At 34.8% G+C, this 18,247-nt stretch carries 19 protein-coding genes; 2 read left to right on the forward strand and 17 right to left on the reverse strand.

What is annotated here, in order from left to right:
• Positions 1-2 precede the first annotated feature (2 nt).
• From ACED20_RS03685 to ACED20_RS03765, 17 genes are all read right to left on the reverse strand, one after another.
• On the reverse strand, positions 3-926 hold the full coding sequence (locus tag ACED20_RS03685; protein ID WP_345767032.1) for a glycosyltransferase family 2 protein: 924 nt from the start codon (positions 924-926) through the stop codon (positions 3-5).
• A gap of 33 nt (positions 927-959) precedes the next feature.
• Complete coding sequence (locus tag ACED20_RS03690) at positions 960-1,886, reverse strand: glycosyltransferase family 2 protein (RefSeq protein WP_378103542.1); 927 nt, start codon at positions 1,884-1,886, stop codon at positions 960-962.
• 16 nt (positions 1,887-1,902) lie between these two features.
• On the reverse strand, positions 1,903-2,571 hold the full coding sequence (locus ACED20_RS03695; RefSeq protein WP_294239488.1) for a hypothetical protein: 669 nt from the start codon (positions 2,569-2,571) through the stop codon (positions 1,903-1,905).
• Between the two features lie 14 nt (positions 2,572-2,585).
• A complete protein-coding gene (locus ACED20_RS03700) occupies positions 2,586-3,518 on the reverse strand; it encodes a glycosyltransferase family 2 protein (RefSeq protein ID WP_378103545.1) in 933 nt (310 codons plus the stop codon).
• 10 nt (positions 3,519-3,528) lie between these two features.
• Complete coding sequence (locus ACED20_RS03705; RefSeq protein WP_378103547.1) at positions 3,529-4,464, reverse strand: glycosyltransferase; 936 nt, start codon at positions 4,462-4,464, stop codon at positions 3,529-3,531.
• A complete protein-coding gene (locus ACED20_RS03710) occupies positions 4,461-5,288 on the reverse strand; it encodes a glycosyltransferase family A protein (protein ID WP_294324557.1) in 828 nt (275 codons plus the stop codon). Before ACED20_RS03710 ends, ACED20_RS03705 begins: the two co-directional genes overlap by 4 nt.
• Positions 5,289-5,292: 4 nt before the next feature.
• Entirely contained in the window at positions 5,293-6,192 is a 900-nt protein-coding gene (locus tag ACED20_RS03715) for a glycosyltransferase family 2 protein (protein ID WP_294225261.1), read from the reverse strand.
• Positions 6,193-6,201: 9 nt separating this feature from the next.
• Positions 6,202-7,302 carry a DegT/DnrJ/EryC1/StrS aminotransferase family protein gene (locus ACED20_RS03720; protein ID WP_294225264.1) on the reverse strand — a complete coding sequence of 367 codons (1,101 nt, stop codon included), beginning with the start codon at positions 7,300-7,302 and terminating at the stop codon, positions 6,202-6,204.
• Positions 7,299-8,735 (reverse strand): hypothetical protein, encoded by a 1,437-nt coding sequence (locus ACED20_RS03725; RefSeq protein WP_378103550.1) that lies wholly within the window; start codon positions 8,733-8,735, stop codon positions 7,299-7,301. The genes ACED20_RS03720 and ACED20_RS03725 overlap by 4 nt, the downstream gene beginning before the upstream one ends.
• Positions 8,736-8,799: 64 nt before the next feature.
• On the reverse strand, positions 8,800-9,267 hold the full coding sequence (locus ACED20_RS03730) for an acyltransferase (protein WP_294225271.1): 468 nt from the start codon (positions 9,265-9,267) through the stop codon (positions 8,800-8,802).
• The gene (locus ACED20_RS03735; protein ID WP_294225274.1) at positions 9,264-9,662 is read right to left on the reverse strand and encodes an FdtA/QdtA family cupin domain-containing protein; all 399 of its coding nucleotides are present in this window, start codon (positions 9,660-9,662) and stop codon (positions 9,264-9,266) included. Before ACED20_RS03735 ends, ACED20_RS03730 begins: the two co-directional genes overlap by 4 nt.
• A gap of 13 nt (positions 9,663-9,675) precedes the next feature.
• Complete coding sequence (locus ACED20_RS03740; protein ID WP_294225277.1) at positions 9,676-10,650, reverse strand: hypothetical protein; 975 nt, start codon at positions 10,648-10,650, stop codon at positions 9,676-9,678.
• Between the two features lie 24 nt (positions 10,651-10,674).
• Positions 10,675-11,925, reverse strand: coding sequence for an ABC transporter ATP-binding protein (locus tag ACED20_RS03745; protein WP_294225279.1), 1,251 nt, complete (start codon positions 11,923-11,925; stop codon positions 10,675-10,677).
• A gap of 29 nt (positions 11,926-11,954) precedes the next feature.
• Entirely contained in the window at positions 11,955-12,803 is an 849-nt protein-coding gene (locus ACED20_RS03750) for an ABC transporter permease (RefSeq protein WP_294225281.1), read from the reverse strand.
• Between the two features lie 159 nt (positions 12,804-12,962).
• Positions 12,963-13,826, reverse strand: coding sequence for a glucose-1-phosphate thymidylyltransferase RfbA (gene rfbA / locus ACED20_RS03755; RefSeq protein WP_294225283.1), 864 nt, complete (start codon positions 13,824-13,826; stop codon positions 12,963-12,965).
• Positions 13,827-13,844: 18 nt separating this feature from the next.
• Positions 13,845-14,924, reverse strand: a complete 1,080-nt coding sequence (gene rfbB / locus ACED20_RS03760; protein ID WP_294225285.1) for a dTDP-glucose 4,6-dehydratase — start codon at positions 14,922-14,924, stop codon at positions 13,845-13,847.
• A gap of 4 nt (positions 14,925-14,928) precedes the next feature.
• Positions 14,929-16,242, reverse strand: a complete 1,314-nt coding sequence (locus ACED20_RS03765; protein ID WP_294225288.1) for a UDP-glucose/GDP-mannose dehydrogenase family protein — start codon at positions 16,240-16,242, stop codon at positions 14,929-14,931.
• Positions 16,243-16,458: 216 nt separating this feature from the next.
• On the opposite strand from ACED20_RS03765, the gene rimP reads away from it, so the two are divergent.
• Positions 16,459-16,926, forward strand: coding sequence for a ribosome assembly cofactor RimP (gene rimP, locus ACED20_RS03770; RefSeq protein ID WP_294225294.1), 468 nt, complete (start codon positions 16,459-16,461; stop codon positions 16,924-16,926).
• 14 nt (positions 16,927-16,940) lie between these two features.
• Positions 16,941-18,176 (forward strand): transcription termination factor NusA, encoded by a 1,236-nt coding sequence (gene nusA / locus ACED20_RS03775; protein WP_294199969.1) that lies wholly within the window; start codon positions 16,941-16,943, stop codon positions 18,174-18,176.
• The last annotated feature ends 71 nt before the right edge of the window (positions 18,177-18,247 follow it).

Here is an 18,247-nt window from a genome sequence, read left to right on the forward strand (position 1 = left end):
TCCTATCTTTTCAGGGTATATTTCATAATTTTAAATAATTGCATGATGAGCATCTTAAAATGGCCGGAAAGAAAAAATCTTTCGAAGACAGCCTTGTAAAGATGAAGATTTACCAAAGGAATTTTAAACTCTTTTTTGTAGTAATATTTTAATATCAGCTGATCCAGATCCGTTATGATCTGCCTGTTGGCCCTGTTGTCATGATTAATACGTTTGATATTGCTGAAAATATTGATAGAAGTCCGGTATTGATTTTCGATTTTGAGCGAACTGTAGATTCCTCCGTCGTGCAGTCGGTATACACCGATAACATGATTGAAAGCTCTACCTTTACCAAATTCCAAAAGATGATAAAAGTAATATAGATCTCTGTAATCAGGATAAATATCAATCCATTTAAAATCAAGGTATTTCCTTCTGAGCAGATAGGTGAATGTTTGCGTAGGACGTTCTTTAAAGAAACTGTCCTGTGTATAATCTACAAAGTCCTTGTCACGGAATATATGGGTTTTCCCGTCATCACTAAAATGGCCGTCATTCTGATGAAATAATAAGTTTCTTGCCGTTGTCATTACGTAATCCGGATTTTTATCCAAAAAATCGGTCTGAAACTGAAGCTTGTTGAGATCTGTCCAGTAATCGTCACCTTCACAGTAGGCCATATATTCTCCTTTGGCAAGTGTAAAGGCAAATCGCTGGTTTTCTACAAATCCTATATTTGTTTCGTGTTTATAGTATTTTATGATGCCGGGATATTTTTCCGTAAAATCTTTTACCACCTCATCCGTATTATCCGGGGAATGATCATTGCAGATAATTAGCTCGAATGGAAAATCGGTTTGTTGCGAGAGAACACCATCAATTGCCTGCTTCAGATAAGGGGCATGATTATAGGTAAGCATGATTACAGATACTTTTGGATTCATCAATAGACTTTTTGTAATTATTAACCGTAGTTTTTATCGGGAAAGGTTTAGAAAAGAGGCCCCTGTATTTTTTAAAATTGCCCGGGAACTGATAATTTCGTTACATCTTGAACACTGGTATCTGTATTCCTGCCACGTTTTGGAAGCCGCAGAAAATTTCAGCATAAGCATCTGCTTTATTATTTTGGGTACGAATTCATGATTCAATACACTTTTGTTAAAATCAAAGGCAGGATTTAGATAGCGTTGCTCTCTTTGTACTCTCAAGGCATTGATATGGTCGGTCTTACTAAAATCTTGTCTACCATCGTGCACTACCTTACTTTGAGGACAGATTAATATTTTTTTCTTAAAAAAAGCAATACGCTGCACATATTCATAGTCTTCTGAGTAATGAAAAAAATATGGATTAAAGCCACCGATTTCTTCTATTGTTTTTTTTGGTAGGAACCAATGGGCAGCGTTAACAAAGTCTATCTCATAGCTTTTCTTCAGATTATTTTCAAAAGCATCAGAGAATATTCTGTTGCATTGAGTATTCCGGGCAAGATATCTTTCAAAAAAAATATCCAGTTTCGTTTCCGTACCATCAATGTGCATCGGGCTCAGAATGCCTATTTCCTTTTTATTAGGATAAGATTGATAGACCTCCAGCAGCTTTTGAACACTGTCCTCATAAATCCACGCATCCTGGTTCATCAGATAAAAGAAGTCTGCATCTTCCCAGTAAGCTTTTTCAATGCCTATGTTATTGGCTTTTCCAAAGCCTACATTTTCTTTCGACTGTATAAGTTCTATTTCCGGAAAGTTAGTGGTAATATATTTCTGAGTACCATCGGTGGAACCATTATCAACGACAATACATTGAACTGGTACAGAAGACAGCTTCAGGCTGGTGAAGCATTTCTCTGCCCATTTCATGGCGTTGTAGGTAACAATAATAAAATAAATTTTTGGCATCTGTGTTCAGTCTTTTTTAAATGTATTTTTCTGCCAGATTTTTTAGATATTCATCCGCATCAATCCCTGTAAAAAAACCGTCGGCAGTCCCGTCGAAATCTATTTTATAGAAATCGCCGTCATCTGTTTCCGTATAATTTGCTTTTTTCATCATCCTGATTTCTATGGCCTGGACAATTTCCTTTAAATCATAATAATAAGGATAAGCAAAGTTAACGGTTTGATTATTTAAATCGTCACCATAGGTTTGCAAAAATTTTGAAACGTCGTCGACATCCAACAGCAGTCTTCTGGCACGCTGATGAATTGTGAAGGTCATTCCTTGAGAAATCTGAGTTTTGAGAAAATTAAACAAGGTATTTGGATTACCGCCTTTTCCTACAATATTTCCTATTCTCAAAATCAGATGGCTGGTCGTATTATTTCGGATATACTCTTCAAGCTTCAGCTTATGCAAGACATATTGGCTGTCCTGCTTGGACTGGTCGTTTACACTGAGAGTCGAAAAATACAGCAGTTTACATTCAGAATATTTTTCAATACTTTTTTTAAGAAGCATAAATTCTCTCTCAAATTCAGAACTTCTGGTTTCAAGGGAATTGGAAACCCCTGAAGCAAAAAACAGATGGTTTTCCTGGTCGATAAATTGTAAAGATTGGGCAATAAGCCCACTTCCTATGATCATTATTTTTTGTGTTTTTAGATAAAACTTTTATTCTTTTCCTTTATCTGATATTTTTGACTGATTGTATGTCTGCTCCATTTTACAGCCAGATATAATTCTACCGGACTTATGGAAAATTTTGACAAGACATTATAAAAAAAGTATCCCGTTGATGCTTTGTAGAAGTTCAATTTTGTTATTTTATTAGAATACGACATCAGGGTATAGTAAAAATAACCTTTTAACTTAAATATGCTGTAGTCCGGGCCATATTTTTTAATGAAGGGAATGATGACAAAATCTTTTTTCATAACCTCATCAGTTACATTCTTCGAGATACTTGCGGAAAATTGTCTGTAGGTGCTCATCTGTTCAGGTAGGATCTTTATTTTACCAAAACATCCCGTCAGCAAATAAAGACAACGGTCTGCTGAAATTATTTCGGTAGGGAAATCTTCTTTTAGAATACTTTTTCTGAAAAAGAAAGTAGAGGTCTGACAGATCTTAGGATCCGTTAAGTCGTTTTTATCCAATATATCTCCCGCATGATTTGAAAAACGATGACTTTCTATATTCACATCTTCATAAATAACCAAAGAATCCGCTCCAATTCCCGCAAAATCCAAATGAGTTTCTAAAAAGTCGAATTGCTGTTGCAATTTGGAAGGATCGATCCAATAATCATCACCGTCTAAAATCGCAATATACTTTCCTAAAGCTTTTGAAAAGGAAAATAATGTATTTTTTACATATCCCAGATTAGGTACATTTTTAAAATATTTAACTGTATTTCCTTTGGGATGTGTATTTATTATTTCCAGTATAACAGCCTCTGTTTCATCCGGAGAATTGTCATTACAAACAATGATTTCATAGGTGCCGTTAAACTCCTGAGCGAAAATACTCTCAAGACATTGGGCAATATATTTTTCATGTTTATACGTAGTAATGCAAATGCTTACATCCATAGTATTAGGCTTATATTCTAAATAAATCGGTTACGTTGAGATCAAGATATTGGTGGCGTATACATTTCAGAATGTATAGCTTTCTCTCTCTAAAGCTTAGCATTTTTAAATAAGCATCTCTTTTTTTTATAAATTTACTATAAATGGCGGTCTTTTTTTCATCTTCACCGGGGTTTATTTCTTTAAATCTTTCCAGAATTTTGGTATACAGCCATACATTTTCCTTAAAATACTTTTCCGTATCCGTCATTTTCTTTTCTTCCAGTTTTTCAGATTTATATCTTAATCCGTATACCTGATTGGGATGAAGCCTGTAGGAAGATAATGAGGCAGGGATAAAGCCCAGTTTATTTTTGGAACTGAGTTTTTGGACTATATAATAATCATGAGCAATCGGAAAATCCTGCATCCCATATTTTTGCAATGCCTCTTTCCTAATGGCTAATGCACAGCCCAGAATGAAGCTGCCTTTTCTCACCAAGGCTTCAAACAGGATATGATTTTCAATTTCAGTGATAACGTCTTTATGGCTGATGCCTTTCCAATTTAAATAAGAAGGTTGTCTTATTTGTCCGTCAATAAGTTTTAAGTCATGAAATACGCCGTCAAACTGAGGATTCTTTTCAAAAAAATCTACTGTCTCTGCAACCTTACTGTTTTCCCATATATCATCCTGATCGCTGATGATGATAATCGGGTTTTCACAAAGCTGTATGGCCTTTTCAAAATTTTTAATAAACCCAAGATTGGTTTCATTCTGAAAAATCCTAAATAAACCCGGATATTTTGCTTGGTAATCGGAAAGAATCTGCAGGGTTTTATCACCGGAACCATCATCACAGATCACCACTTCATCCACAGGTTTTGTCTGGCTGAGGATGGAGTCCAGTTGTTCAGACAGGTACTGCTCGCCGTTGTAGGTGCAAAGTGCTACGGATATTTTCATCGCTTAAAAATATTAAATATTTTATTCACCAGCCGATATCGTTTACTATTTAATATGTTCTTCAGATATATATTTTCCAGCATTAATCTTTGGTTAGTTTTATATAAAATCTGAAAATCTCCAAGTTCTTTTGTGAAAAATTCAATATGCTTTTTATAAATGATATTTTTTGAAATTGTAATCTTAAAACTATTATCTGCGGACTTCATATCCGTTATCATAGACACATCCTTAATTCTATAATAGAAACAAATCTCAGGAATCTTATATACAAGTCCACCATTTTTCAAAAGTGAAATCCAAAAGTCCCAGTCTTCCCAGCCGTAAATGAGGTTTGTATCATATCCATTTACTTGTATCCAGCTTTCTTTTTTAAAAAAAGCAGAACAAAATATAATGTTTTCTACAGCTAAATTTTTTTTATTATAATCTTCTAAGATCCATTTGCCGCTTTCCGTTCCGAATTTTTCAGCTTCGCAATAAATAACGGTATAGTTTTTATTAAATTCTTTTTCAGCAAGTCTGAGATATTGTTTGCTAATTTTGTCATCAGCGTCTAATGGAAGAATCCATTCACCTTTTGCTATTTCTATTCCTGCATTTCTAGCTGATGAAAGACCTCCATTTGTCTTAAAAAGGTAATGAAACCTGTTGTCTCTCTCTATCCATCTTTTTACAACCTCTGCTGTATCATCTGGAGAGCCGTCATTTACAATGATACATTCCCAGTCCTGATAAGATTGATCATATACTGATTGAAGACATTCATCAAGATATTCTGCCTGATTGTAACAGGGTACAATGATGGAAATTGTAGGATTCATTATCTTAAATAATTTTATTGATCAGTTTATAAAATCGTATAGGAATATTATTTTTTAAAGCAAAGTTCAGCCTTTTAATATGATATGGATAATTATTATAGGCTTGAAGAAAGTCTGAAGAAATTTTTTGTCCCGTTAAATAGTAGTTTTGCATTTTACTATTAATTTCACTTCTTACGATACCCTCTTTATCAAACATCATTTTAAGCATTAGAGTTTCTCTTTCTATCCTTTCTTTTTTCAATGAGGAAATATTACTTGTATGTATTCTGTAATAGGCTAATTTCCGTGGGATATAAGCAATATAATATAATGCGTTAATTTTTAACCATCTGAAATAGTCTTCAATTAATAGGTCAGATTGGTATTCTCCGGTTTTTTTTAAAGCTTCTTTTCGCATTAAAACCGTAAGGGCGGCGATTCTATTATTTTTGATAAGTTCTTTTCTAAACAGATCTTTGTCAATATTGCCTAAAATATCGTAATCTGCTAGATCGTCAGTAATATCGGATTTTTCATTAACAAAATAAGTATTTGTAAAAACCATTCCGTATTCATCTCCAAGCCTGTTAAGTTCTGTGATACAGTTTTCTATTGCTTCAGGATGAAGAAAGTCATCGGCCGCAATTACTTTTACAAATTCACCTTTTACAAGTTCTATACATTCATTAAGTATTGTTGCCAGACCTGTATTTTTTTCATGAAAGTTTTTTTCTACAGAATAGTTATTTTCTCTGATCCAATCCTCAAAATTTTTAACAGAATTATCTTTTGATGCATCATCAGCTATAATTAATTGTATATTTTTATATGTTTGAAGCTTAATACTATCCAAACATTCTTTTATATATTTTCCATGATTATAGCTGCAAACTATAATACTGACCAATCCTTTTCTTTCCAAAATATGCGTTTAGAAATTATTTAAAATATGTATAACGGTGGATACTTCATCTTCTGTCATCACAGGAGATATCGGTAAGCTTAGTACCTCATTATGTATCTTCTCCGTAATCGGCATGTGTAATTCATTCATATCAGAGTAGGCCTGCTGTTGATGAGGCGGAATAGGATAGTGAATTAAAGTTTGTATTCCGTTTAATTCAAGGTATTTCTGAAGGGCATCCCTATTTTCCGTTCTAATAACAAAAAGATGATATACGTGACTGTTTTCCTGGATTTTATAATGAGGAAGAACAATTTTTGTATTTGTTATTTCTGTGATGTAACGATGTGCAATTTCTTTTCGCCTGTTGTTTTCTTCATCTAAATACCTGAGCTTTATAGAAAGTACGGCTGCTTGAATTTCATCCAGACGTGAATTATATCCTTGGTATTGATTGATATATTTTTTTTGAGAACCATAGTTTGCTAAGGTTCTTATACAGGCTGCAAGATCATCATCCTGACACGTTACAGCACCAGCATCTCCAATAGCTCCTAAGTTTTTCCCGGGGTAGAAACTGAATCCTGCCGCATCACCTAAGCTTCCTGACAGGCTATTATTCCATACAGCACCGATAGCCTGAGCATTATCTTCAATTATTTTCAGGTTGTATTGGTCTGCAAGCACTTTGATTTCTTCCGAAAAAACAATGCTTCCATACAAATGAACTAGAAGAATCGCTTTAGTTTTAGGTGTAATTTTTCCTTCTATCTTATTTAAATCAATATTGTAAGTTTCTAGGTCTGGCTCTACTAAAACAGGAACTAATTTATTATCTGTAATGGCTAAAATAGAAGCAATATAAGTGTTTGCAGGTACTATAACTTCGTCACCGGGAGCCATAAAACCCAGTTCTATATATGCTCTGAATATTAATCTGAGGGCATCCAAACCATTGCTTACGCCAATCGCATGCGGAACCTTACAATAAGATGCCAATTGTTGTTCGAAAAATTTTACTTTATCACCTAAGAGATACCAACCAGAACGAAAGGTCGCTAGCAGGGCATTCTCTATTTCTTTCTGATGCTTAAGGTTTATCTTTTGTAAGTCTAGAAATTTAATCATTTGTATATATAAAAATATTTTGTAGAATCAATTTTAGTTTTGTTTTTAAGTAAGTATGTTGTAATGCTACTCTTAAAAAAACCATTTCTATATTCAATTGCTGGATTTTTATCAACAATAATACAATTATTTGTGGATTTATCTGCGGTCCAGTTAGGATATTCCACATCCATTTCCCAGGATGCTCTCCCCGGAAAATCATTATTAATAATATCCGCAACGGGATTTCCCGGAAGAAAAGTAATTTTATTATATTTTTTATGCAGTCTGTAAGATTCTTTAAAATAGAGATAATTTTTCTCAGACATATAAATACCTGAAATAGCATTAATATTCGTTGCCCGGATAAATCTGATTTTTAAAGGCGATTCGCTAAAATATGGATATATAAATCTTACAGAAAAAAACAGGAAAATACTGGCTGGTAATATGTAATTTATAAGATTATTATATTTCTTCTCATAGAAAAGAATCATTAGAATGAAGAATATTAAAAAGATGGGTGTATTATAACCCCATGAGATTGAAGAGGTCCAACCCAATAATAATAGCAGGCATAGTACGATTTTCTTGTCTTTTGTAAAAAAAATAGATTGTATTGCAAGACTAATAAAAAGAATTTTATCTCCTTTATAATTTCCTTGATTAAATAATGGAGATATAAAAATTATTGTTGAAAATATTAAAAAAAACAGTGGTAAAATTCTATTTTTATAAATATTAATATAAATAAGTGATGCTATTACACTAGCATATAGTATACTTTCTTGCAAATTTTTTGGAAAGTAAATGTATAATGAATGTTCTAAAAAATCCTTAAGCCCATTTTCAGTTTTGGTCTGTTTTAAAAAATATTGAAAAGAATAAATTACTTCTTCCTGTAATATTATCGCAAAGCTAATAAGTAATAATATACTTGAAATGATAATATCAAAAAGTCTGATATTTCTTTTGTATTTTAAAATTAATATTAAATTTAAAAGACCAGAAAAAATAAAATAAATATAAAAAGACTGTTTGGTTAAAGCTGCAAAAAATGCTAAAATGATCGCTGAAAAATAATATTTTCTATGGGTGAAAAATATTGAAAAAGTAGCGAAAAAAATACCATCGATTGTATGCCATGGCATGATATTAAATGAGTGTAAAAAAAAGATATTGGTAACGATAGTCAGTGTAATTGTTTCAGCACTATTTATCTTAAGGTCAAGTAATCTAATTACTAAATAAGAAATTATCAAGGTTTGTAAGATAACGAGTGCTCTTACGATTATAAATAAATATGGATTTTTAAAAGAAATAGGATAACAAATAGTTTTCCAAAATAAAGGGCTTCCGAAAGGACGGATATAATCAAAATCTTTGTAAATAATTTGTCCTGCTTTAAGCCTCCCGACAAATGACAATATGAAGCCGGAGTCAATTGTATCCAAAGAAAATAATAAGAGAAATATATAATAAAGGAGGGCAAAAATCATGCTGCTCCAAAAAAAAGAATTATAATAGAGGTGTCTCATATTTTTTATAAAATTTTGCAGGATTTCCTATCCATAATTCATTAGCGGGTATATCTTTAGTTACAACACTGCCTGCTCCTATAAGAGAATTTTCTCCTATTGTAATTCCTGCAAGAATAGTAGCATTGGCTCCTATTGAAGCTCCTTTTTTTATAATGGTCTCTTTAAGGTTAAAATTTTGATTTTTCGATTTTGGAAATAAATCATTGGTAAACGTAACATTAGGCCCAATAAAAACATCATCTTCTACAGTAATACCATCCCAGATCTGTACTCCTGGCTTAATAGTTACGTTATCTCCGATGACAACCTTGTTTTCAATGAATACCTGGCAGTTTATATTGCAATTTTTACCGATAGCCGCATTTTTCAAAACTACACAAAATTGCCAGATTGTGGTACCTTCTCCTATTTTTTGAGATTGGACGTCAGCTAAAGGATGTATCATTTTTTGTAATTTTTAAACTCATCAAAATCTCTGAAATAGTCTTTCTCGTCATATAATTCTGAAGCCAGGCACAACAAAACCGCACTATGGCTGAATTTTATATCTCTCCATATTAGCTTTGGAATATAAAGTCCTTTGGAAGGAGCATCAAGAATAAAAGTTTCTTTGTTCCCCTCCAGATCTAAAGTATTGAACTCAATAGTCCCGGAAACTGCAAAAATGATCTGCTGAAGTTCTTTGTGCGCATGGCCTCCTCGAATAACGTCCTGTGGCGTATAATACGTCCAGTAAACTCTTTTGATTTCAAAAGGAACATTTTTTTGTTCTTCAGCTACAGTAATATATCCCAGATCCTGAGAGCCTATTTTAGAAAAGTTTATAATATGTGGAAGCATAAATTTATTTTTTCTATTCTTTTTTTGTTCCTTCAACTCCATAAGAGTTTTGAACTTTTTTCCCTTCTTCGTCGATAGAATAAATAACTTCTATTTCCTCTCCCCTTTCAATAATTACCTCAAAAGGTACAATATTCACTACAGTTATCAGCATAGGTAGATTGAGGCGAAGAGTATATCCCTCAATAAATTTTTGATTTAAATAATCAACGTCTATATTGATCGTCGGATTAGAATTGTCTGTTGAGACTCTGTTTAACGTTGTTCCAACTAATTTTGTTTTCAGAGGACCAATCCCGTTTCTAAAAAGTTTATGTTTCAAAGCATATCTAAACACATTTTCTTCCAATGTTATTGGATTATGGTAGGGCACTTTTTCTAAAATATTTAATAGATTTCTGGTGTTATAAATAGTACCATCTACAGAAAAAGGATAAGACCAATGAGTGATATTCTTATCAGTATAGTAGTCCCATTGGTAATAGCTGTTTTTTTTCTCAATATAATCTGGAAATCCATCGATATTATCTCCAACATACATTCTATAAGAAGTAGTATCGGGATTTTTCCTGAATACAGAAACAATATCGTCGTTTAACACTACATCATCATAAAATACTCCGTCATCAGTATTAAACATAACAAATTCATGTTTTGTTTCTCGTAATAACTTTTGAAGTAAACCTTTAAAGTTATCTCCTTTTTTATTTTTTAGATTTTTTTCCAGAAAAAAATTGAAATTCTTCTTACTGTTAAAAGTCTTAAAAAAAGAAATGTCAAACCAAACCTCCTTTCTTTCGACAAATCTTATGTTAGGATATGCTTTATATTTTTCAATTAACTTTTTATAACCTAAATGATGATTGCCTGTGGTATGATAAAGTATAACAGTATTGTAATCAGGTATCTTCAATCTGTTTAAAACAGTCGTTAGAAGATAGTCCAATTGCATAGCACGATTATACGAAAAAATGATATTTAAAAGCATAAATATTTAGTTAAGACCGTTAAGCTATATTTTTCTAACATTTGAAATTATATTAGGGAAAATAACACCCGGAGATTTTCTAATATCGCCGAATTGATTTCGATTGCCAGTGATTTCAAAACCAAATGACTCCGTTTTTAGTGCAATATCAGACCGATTAACCCCCCAAAACATTTCAAAATAATAAGAATCTTCATTGAGAATGTTTGGCTGAATTTCAAATACAAGCGAATACGGTCCTTTTTCAATATTATCACTTATAATAAATCCATTACTCATAACTGTTACTTCATGTGAGTTCCTTAAATAAAATGAAAGATCCAACATAGCGTTTTGAACTTTACTTAAAAAATTAATTTCAAACCTAGCCCCGGAATTAATATTTAAAACATTACCATGGATGGGTGTAGCAGAATATGATAATACTTGAATTTTATCATTTTCTATTTTAAAATCATTCTCTAATATATTATAGTAAGAAATATGTCCGCTTCTTTTTTGGTATTCGATAATACATTTATCCTTATCTCCCTGCATCAAAACAGTACCTTTATCTAATAAAATTGCGTTATTACATAATTCATTAATAGCAGCCATGTTATGGCTTACAAAAAGAACGGTTCTGCCCTGTCCTTTAGTGACATCGCCCATTTTGCCCAAACATTTTTTCTGAAACTCAACGTCTCCTACGGCAAGAACTTCATCAACAATAAGGATTTCAGATTCAAGATGTGCAGCAACAGCAAAAGCAAGACGTACATACATCCCTGAAGAATATCTTTTTACCGGTGTATCGATATATCTTTCAACTCCTGAGAAATTCACAATCTCATCAAATTTTCGTGTAATTTCTTTTCTTGTCATTCCAAGAATAGCACCATTGAGGTAAACGTTTTCACGGCCGGTCATTTCAGGATGAAAGCCTGTTCCTACCTCCAAAAGAGAAGCAATTCTACCATTGGTATAAATTTTTCCGGTGGTAGGTTTGGTTACTTTACTTAAAAGCTTTAAGAGAGTTGATTTTCCTGCCCCGTTTCTTCCGATAATTCCTACTGCATCACCCTGCTCGATCTCGAAATTGATATCACGGAGTGACCACACATATTCCGAAGTTCCTTTTTGGGTTCTGTCATTCGCTTCACCAATTTTTAAATAAGGATCTTCTTTTCCTCTCATCTTATGCCAGAATCTGTTCAGGTCGTGAGATAAAGTCCCTGTTCCGACCTGGCCGAGACGGTATTGTTTGGATATATTTTCTGCTTTTAAAGCCAGCATATTGTAATTGTTAGAGGGATTATAAATTTTTAAACCGTATCCATAAAAGATTTCTCAATCTTATTAAAGATAACAACACCTATCATTAATAACAACAGTATTATAGCCGAACTAATTACCAACATCAATGGCGAAAAATCGCCAACACCTAACCAAGCATATTTAAAACATTCAAAAACACCTGTCAGAGGGTTATAAAATGAAAGTTTTTTAAAAAAAACAGGTAATGCTGATGTTGGATATATTACTGGAGTTGCGTACATGTACAAACTTACCCCAAATCCAAGAAGCATGTTTAGATCCTTGTATTTTGTGGTAAGCGAAGAGAATATCATTCCTACTCCTAGAGCGAACACTGCCATTAAAAGTATTAAAAACGGAGTTGCCAACACCCAAATATTCGGATGCACCTCTCCCTTAGAAAAGTAATACAGCCAGCCAATAATGAACAGTAAAAATTGTACTCCAAAACGCATGAGGTTGGATATGACAATAGAAAGCGGAGTTACCAATCTGGGGAAATAAACTTTCCCAAATATACCGGCATTTCCTACAAAAGTAGAAGAGGTGCCTAATAAACAAGATGAGAAATAATTCCAAAGCGTTACGCCTGCCAAATAAAAAAGTAAAGGTGGAGCTCCGTCTGTAGGAAGATTGGCTATTTTTCCAAATACAACCAGGTATACGATTGTTGTTAAAATAGGATTTATAAAAAACCAGATGGGACCTAAGATCGTCTGTTTAAAGCTTGATACAAAATCTCTTTTTACAAACATATAAACAAGATCTTTATATTGCCAGACCTCTTTTAGTTTCAGATCAAATAAGGAGTGTTGGGTCTCAATCGTTTCGGTCCATTTCTGTTTTGGTTCGGTCATCTGTGCAAAATTTAGTGCAAATTTATACTATTTAATTTATTCATGATTCTCTTTTTGAAGATTATTTCCAGTAGTAAGAAATATCAATTAGTATTAGTTTGATGTAAAAAATAATTAATCATAAAACTAACGGCCCGATTGATGTTAGTCCATTAATAGTTATTTGTTCACCAGCTGCTTCAGATATTCTCCGTAGCCGCTCTTACCATATTTGGTAGCAGTTTCCAGTAGTTTCTCTTCATCAATGAATTTATTTCTGAAAGCGATTTCTTCAATACATCCGATTTTGAAGCCCTGCCTCTTTTCAATTACCCTTACAAATTCCGAAGCATCGTTCAGGGAATCAAACGTTCCCGTATCAAGCCATGCTGTTCCTCGATCCAAAACACCTACTTCGAGTTTCCCTTTTTGCAGGTAAACATTGTTCACGTCGGTAATTTCAAGTTCTCCTCTCGGAGAAGGCTTAATATTTTTGGCAATTTCAACCACTTCATTATCATAGAAATATAATCCGGGAACGGCGTAGTTGGATTTGGGCTCCAGCGGTTTTTCCTCAATCGAAACGGCTTTGAAATGATCATCGAATTCTACCACTCCATAACGCTCAGGATCTGAGACGTGATACGCAAAGACTACGCCTCCTTCCGGATTTGTCTTATTTTTAAGCAAGGTCCCCATTTCGGAACCGTAGAAAATATTATCGCCTAAAACCAGGGCTGCGGAATCGTTTCCAATAAATTGGTCTCCGAGGATAAAGGCCTGTGCCAATCCGTCTGGGCTTGGCTGAACCATATATTCGATATTACAGCCAATCTGCGAACCGTCTCCTAACAATTTAATGAAACCTGGCTGATCATGAGGGGTTGTAATAATTAAAATATCTTTAATGCCTGCCAGCAGCAAAGTAGACAGCGGATAATAAATCATCGGCTTGTCGTAAACGGGCATCAGCTGTTTACTGACAGCAATGGTAAGAGGGTAAAGCCTTGTTCCGGAACCTCCGGCTAAAATAATACCTTTCATCTGGTTTTGTGCGTTCTGTTAGTTGTATTGTTTTTCGTAATATTTCTGGTAATCTCCGCTGGTTACATGTTCAAGCCATTGTTTATTTTCAAGATACCAGTCGATGGTTTTTCCGAGTCCTTCTTCAAAGGTTACCGAGGGGGTCCATCCCAAATCTTTATTAAGTTTCGTGGCATCAATAGCATAGCGCTTATCGTGGCCCGGCCTGTCTTTTACAAAAGTAATCAGTTTTTCAGAATAACCTTCCGGTCTTCCCAGTTTAGCATCCATCTGCTTGATAAGCTCTTTTACCAGGTCAATATTCTGCCATTCGTTGAATCCGCCGATATTATAGGTTTCACCTGTTTTGGCTTCGTTGAAAATCTGGTGGATGCCTTTTGCGTGATCGATCACAAATAACCAGTCTCTGGTGTATTTCCCGTCACCGTAAATCGGTAAAGGTCTTTCATTCATAATATTGGAAATGCAGAGAGGGATCAGCTTTTCAGGAAAATGATTCGGGCCGTAGTTGTTGGAACAGTTGGAGATGATAAATGGCATGCCGTAAGTATTTCCATACGCTCTCACCAAATGATCGGAAGCGGCTTTGGATGCCGAATATGGCGATTGAGGGTCATAAGCCGTTGTTTCCAGGAAAAATCCGGTTTCTCCCAAGCTGCCGTATACTTCGTCGGTAGAAACGTGATAGAAAAGGTTGGTTCTTTTTTCATCCGGGAATCTTCCGTGGGTGTGATCCGGGTTTAAAGTCCAGAACTCTTTGCAAAGATTGAGAAGGTTTGCTGTTCCGTTAACGTTGGTGTTAATGAATGCCATCGGATCCGTAATACTTCGGTCAACATGACTTTCTGCAGCAAGGTGTACAACTGCATCCGGATTGTACTTTTCGAATATTTTTCTTAATTCTTCAGGTTTGGTAATGTCTGCTTTTTCAAAAACATAGTTAGGCTCATTTTCAATGTCCTTTAAGTTTTCGAGATTTCCGGCATAAGTAAGCGCATCAAGGTTGATGATCTTTGTGTCAGGATTGTTCTTTACAAATTCTCTTACGACATGCGAACCGATAAAACCGGCTCCTCCGGTGATGATTATATTTTCCATTTGATTAATTTAAAATTGTTCTACGTCCGATGCTCTTGTAATAAAACCCATGTTGTTCCGGAATTTCCAACGGATACATATTTCTTCCGTCAAAGATCGCCTTACCGTTCATTTTCTGAGCCATCAGATCGAAATTCGGATTTTTAAATTCTGGCCATTCGGTAGCAATTAGCAAAGCGTCTGCATTTTCCAATGCTTCGTACATACTTTTGGCGTATTGGATTTTGTCTCCTAATAATCTTTTCACATTGTTCTCTGCGATCGTATCATAAGCGACGATTTTAGCTCCTTTTTCGAGTAAAAGCGCGATATTGTCCAGTGAAGAGGCTTCACGGATATCATCGGTATTGGCTTTAAAAGCGAGACCCCATAAAGCAATGGTTTTCCCTTCAATATTCCCTCCGAAATATTTTTCAATTTCAGAAACGAGGATAACTTTCTGGGCGATATTTACATTTTCTGTCGCTTCAAGAATCTGAAAATTGAAATCTTCCTGCTTTCCTGATTTTATCAGTGCTTTTACATCTTTAGGAAAGCAGCTGCCTCCGTATCCGATGCCGGGAAACAGGAACCTTTGCCCGATCCGGTCGTCACTACCCATTCCCAATCTTACTTTATCCACATCCGCACCTACTTTTTCGCAATAGTTGGCAATCTCGTTCATAAATGTGATTTTTACCGCTAAAAAAGAGTTGGCGGCATATTTGGTAAGCTCGGAAGATTTTTCATCCATGAAAATAATAGGAATTCCGGTATTGGTAAACGGCTGGTAAATTTTAGCCATGATGTCTTTGGCCTTATCGGAACTTGAACCTACCACCACTCGCGCAGGATTCATAGAATCTTCTACAGCAAAGCCTTCTCTCAGGAATTCAGGATTGGAAACAACGTCAAAAGGGATTTGGGTTTTGGAAGCGATCACTTCCCGTACTTTATCTGCCGTACCTACAGGAACGGTACTTTTATTGACGATCACTTTATATTCGGTCATCATATCGCCGATATCGTTCGCTACTTTCAGAACATAAGAAAGATCTGCTGAGCCGTCTCCTCCGGGTGGCGTAGGCAATGCCAGATAGATAACTTCGCTTTTGTCCAGTGCTTCTTTTAAATCGGTCGTGAAAAATAATCTCTCTGCCTGAATGTTTCTCAGGAACATTTCTTCAAGATTCGGCTCATAGATGGGAACTACGCCGTTTTTCATGCCTTCTACTTTTTTTTCATCAATATCTACACAGTATACTGAATTACCAAGCTCTGCCAGAGTGGTTCCTGTAACCAAACCTACGTAGCCTGTTCCTACAATAGTAATGTTCAAAATATATGTTTTTAAATTAAACCACAAAAGTAATAAAAATACCATCATTTAGTTCTTTAATTTAATGTAAATGCAAATTAACTTATCCTGTTGATAATAAGATATTTTGCTTTTTTAATAAAAAGTCGTATATTTGCAGTGGATTTACGGAAAAATATGGGAAGGCCTTCGGAAGAAAGCCTTTTTTCGTACGGGTAAATCAAGATTACATTATATATGGAGTTTAGAAAAAGAATTGAAGAATTATTACATGAGTTCCTGGAAACCAGAAAAGATTTATTTCTTATTGATTTAAAGTTTTCTGCAGGGGACGACATTACGGTGATTTTAGATGGTGACAACGGCGTTTCTTTACAAGACTGCCTTGATGCAAGCCGGGCCATAGAATTTAATATGGATCGAGAGGAACACGATTTCAGCCTGCAGGTAATGTCGGCCGGATTAAGCGAGCCGCTGGCTACTCCAAGACAGTTTGCTAAAAATATCGGAAGGGAGATTGACGTTTTACTAACGGATGATACCAAGATTGAAGGCGAGCTGGCGAAAATAGATGAAGAAAAAATCACACTGATCCTGCGATACCGAAAGCCGAAAGATATCGGTAAGGGAAAGATGGATGTGGAGGAGGAAAAAGAAATTCCGTACTCTGAGATTAAGAAAGCATTAGTAACAATTAAATTTTAAAAGAAAAAAAGTAAATGGACAATATAGCGTTGATTGAATCCTTCGGTGATTTTAAAGACGAAAAAGGGATCAGTAAGATTGATCTTATGGCGATTATTGAAGATTCTCTAAAAACCCTTCTGAGGAAGCGATACGATTCGGATGATCACTTTGATGTGATTGTAAACCCTGACAAAGGGGACTTCCAGATATTTTTAAACAAAACCATCGTGGAAGACGAGATGTCGGAAGACGATGATCTGGAAATCGAAATCTCCGAAGCTAAAAAAATCGATCCTACTTTTGAGGTAGGTGAAGATTTTACGATGGAAATTCCTGTTGCCCAGCTGGGAAGAAGGAATATTCTTACCCTGAAGCAGATCTTGGCTACAAAATTGCAGGAGCACAACAATGCCATGTTGTATGAGCAGTTTAAAGACCGTATCGGGGAAATCGTAGTCGGGGAAATTCACCACATCCGTCACAAGCATGTGATCCTGTTGGATGATGAAGAGAACGAATTCATTTTGCCAAAAGAAAATCAGATCCCATCCGATTTCTTTAAAAAAGGTGAAAATATCAGAGCTATTGTTGAAACAGTAGATTTCAAAGGTTCCAAACCGCAGATTATTATTTCCAGAACTGCACCTAAATTCTTAGAAAAACTATTGGAGCTGGAAATTCCTGAAATCCAGGACGGAACCATTATGCTGAAGAAAGTGGTACGGATTCCGGGAGAAAAGGCAAAGATTGCAGTAGATGCTTATGACGACAGAATCGATCCGGTAGGAGCCTGTGTAGGGGTGAAGGGATCAAGGATTCACGGGGTCGTAAGAGAGTTGAGAAATGAGAACATCGACGTTATTCAGTGGTCTAAAAATCCTGAAATCCTTGTAAAGAGAGCTTTAGGAAATGTTACCATCAATAAAATTGACATCAACGAGGAGCAGGAATATGCATTGGTATATACTCCGGTTGAAGAGATTTCCAAAGTAATCGGTAAGCAGGGACAGAATATAAGACTTGCTTCTTGGTTGACAGGTTATGAGATCGATGTGCACAGAGAATCCAGCGAAGATGATGATGTTGAACTGAAAGAATTCAACGATGATATCGAGCAGTGGATTTTGGATGAGTTTAAAAAAGTAGGTCTTACTACGGCCAAATCTGTTTTGGATAAAGAAACCGAAAGCTTGCTGAATATGGTTGACCTGGAAGAGGAAACTATTGAAGATGTTAAACGTATTCTGAGAGAAGAATTCGAGGATTAAGATTTTTAAGTAAATTTTAATAAACAGTAAAAAAGAAATACTTTAATTTTAAGAATTAAAAAAAATAGTAA

Source organism: Chryseobacterium sp. sg2396, assembly GCF_042610505.1.
In the GTDB taxonomy this organism is placed as follows: domain Bacteria; phylum Bacteroidota; class Bacteroidia; order Flavobacteriales; family Weeksellaceae; genus Chryseobacterium.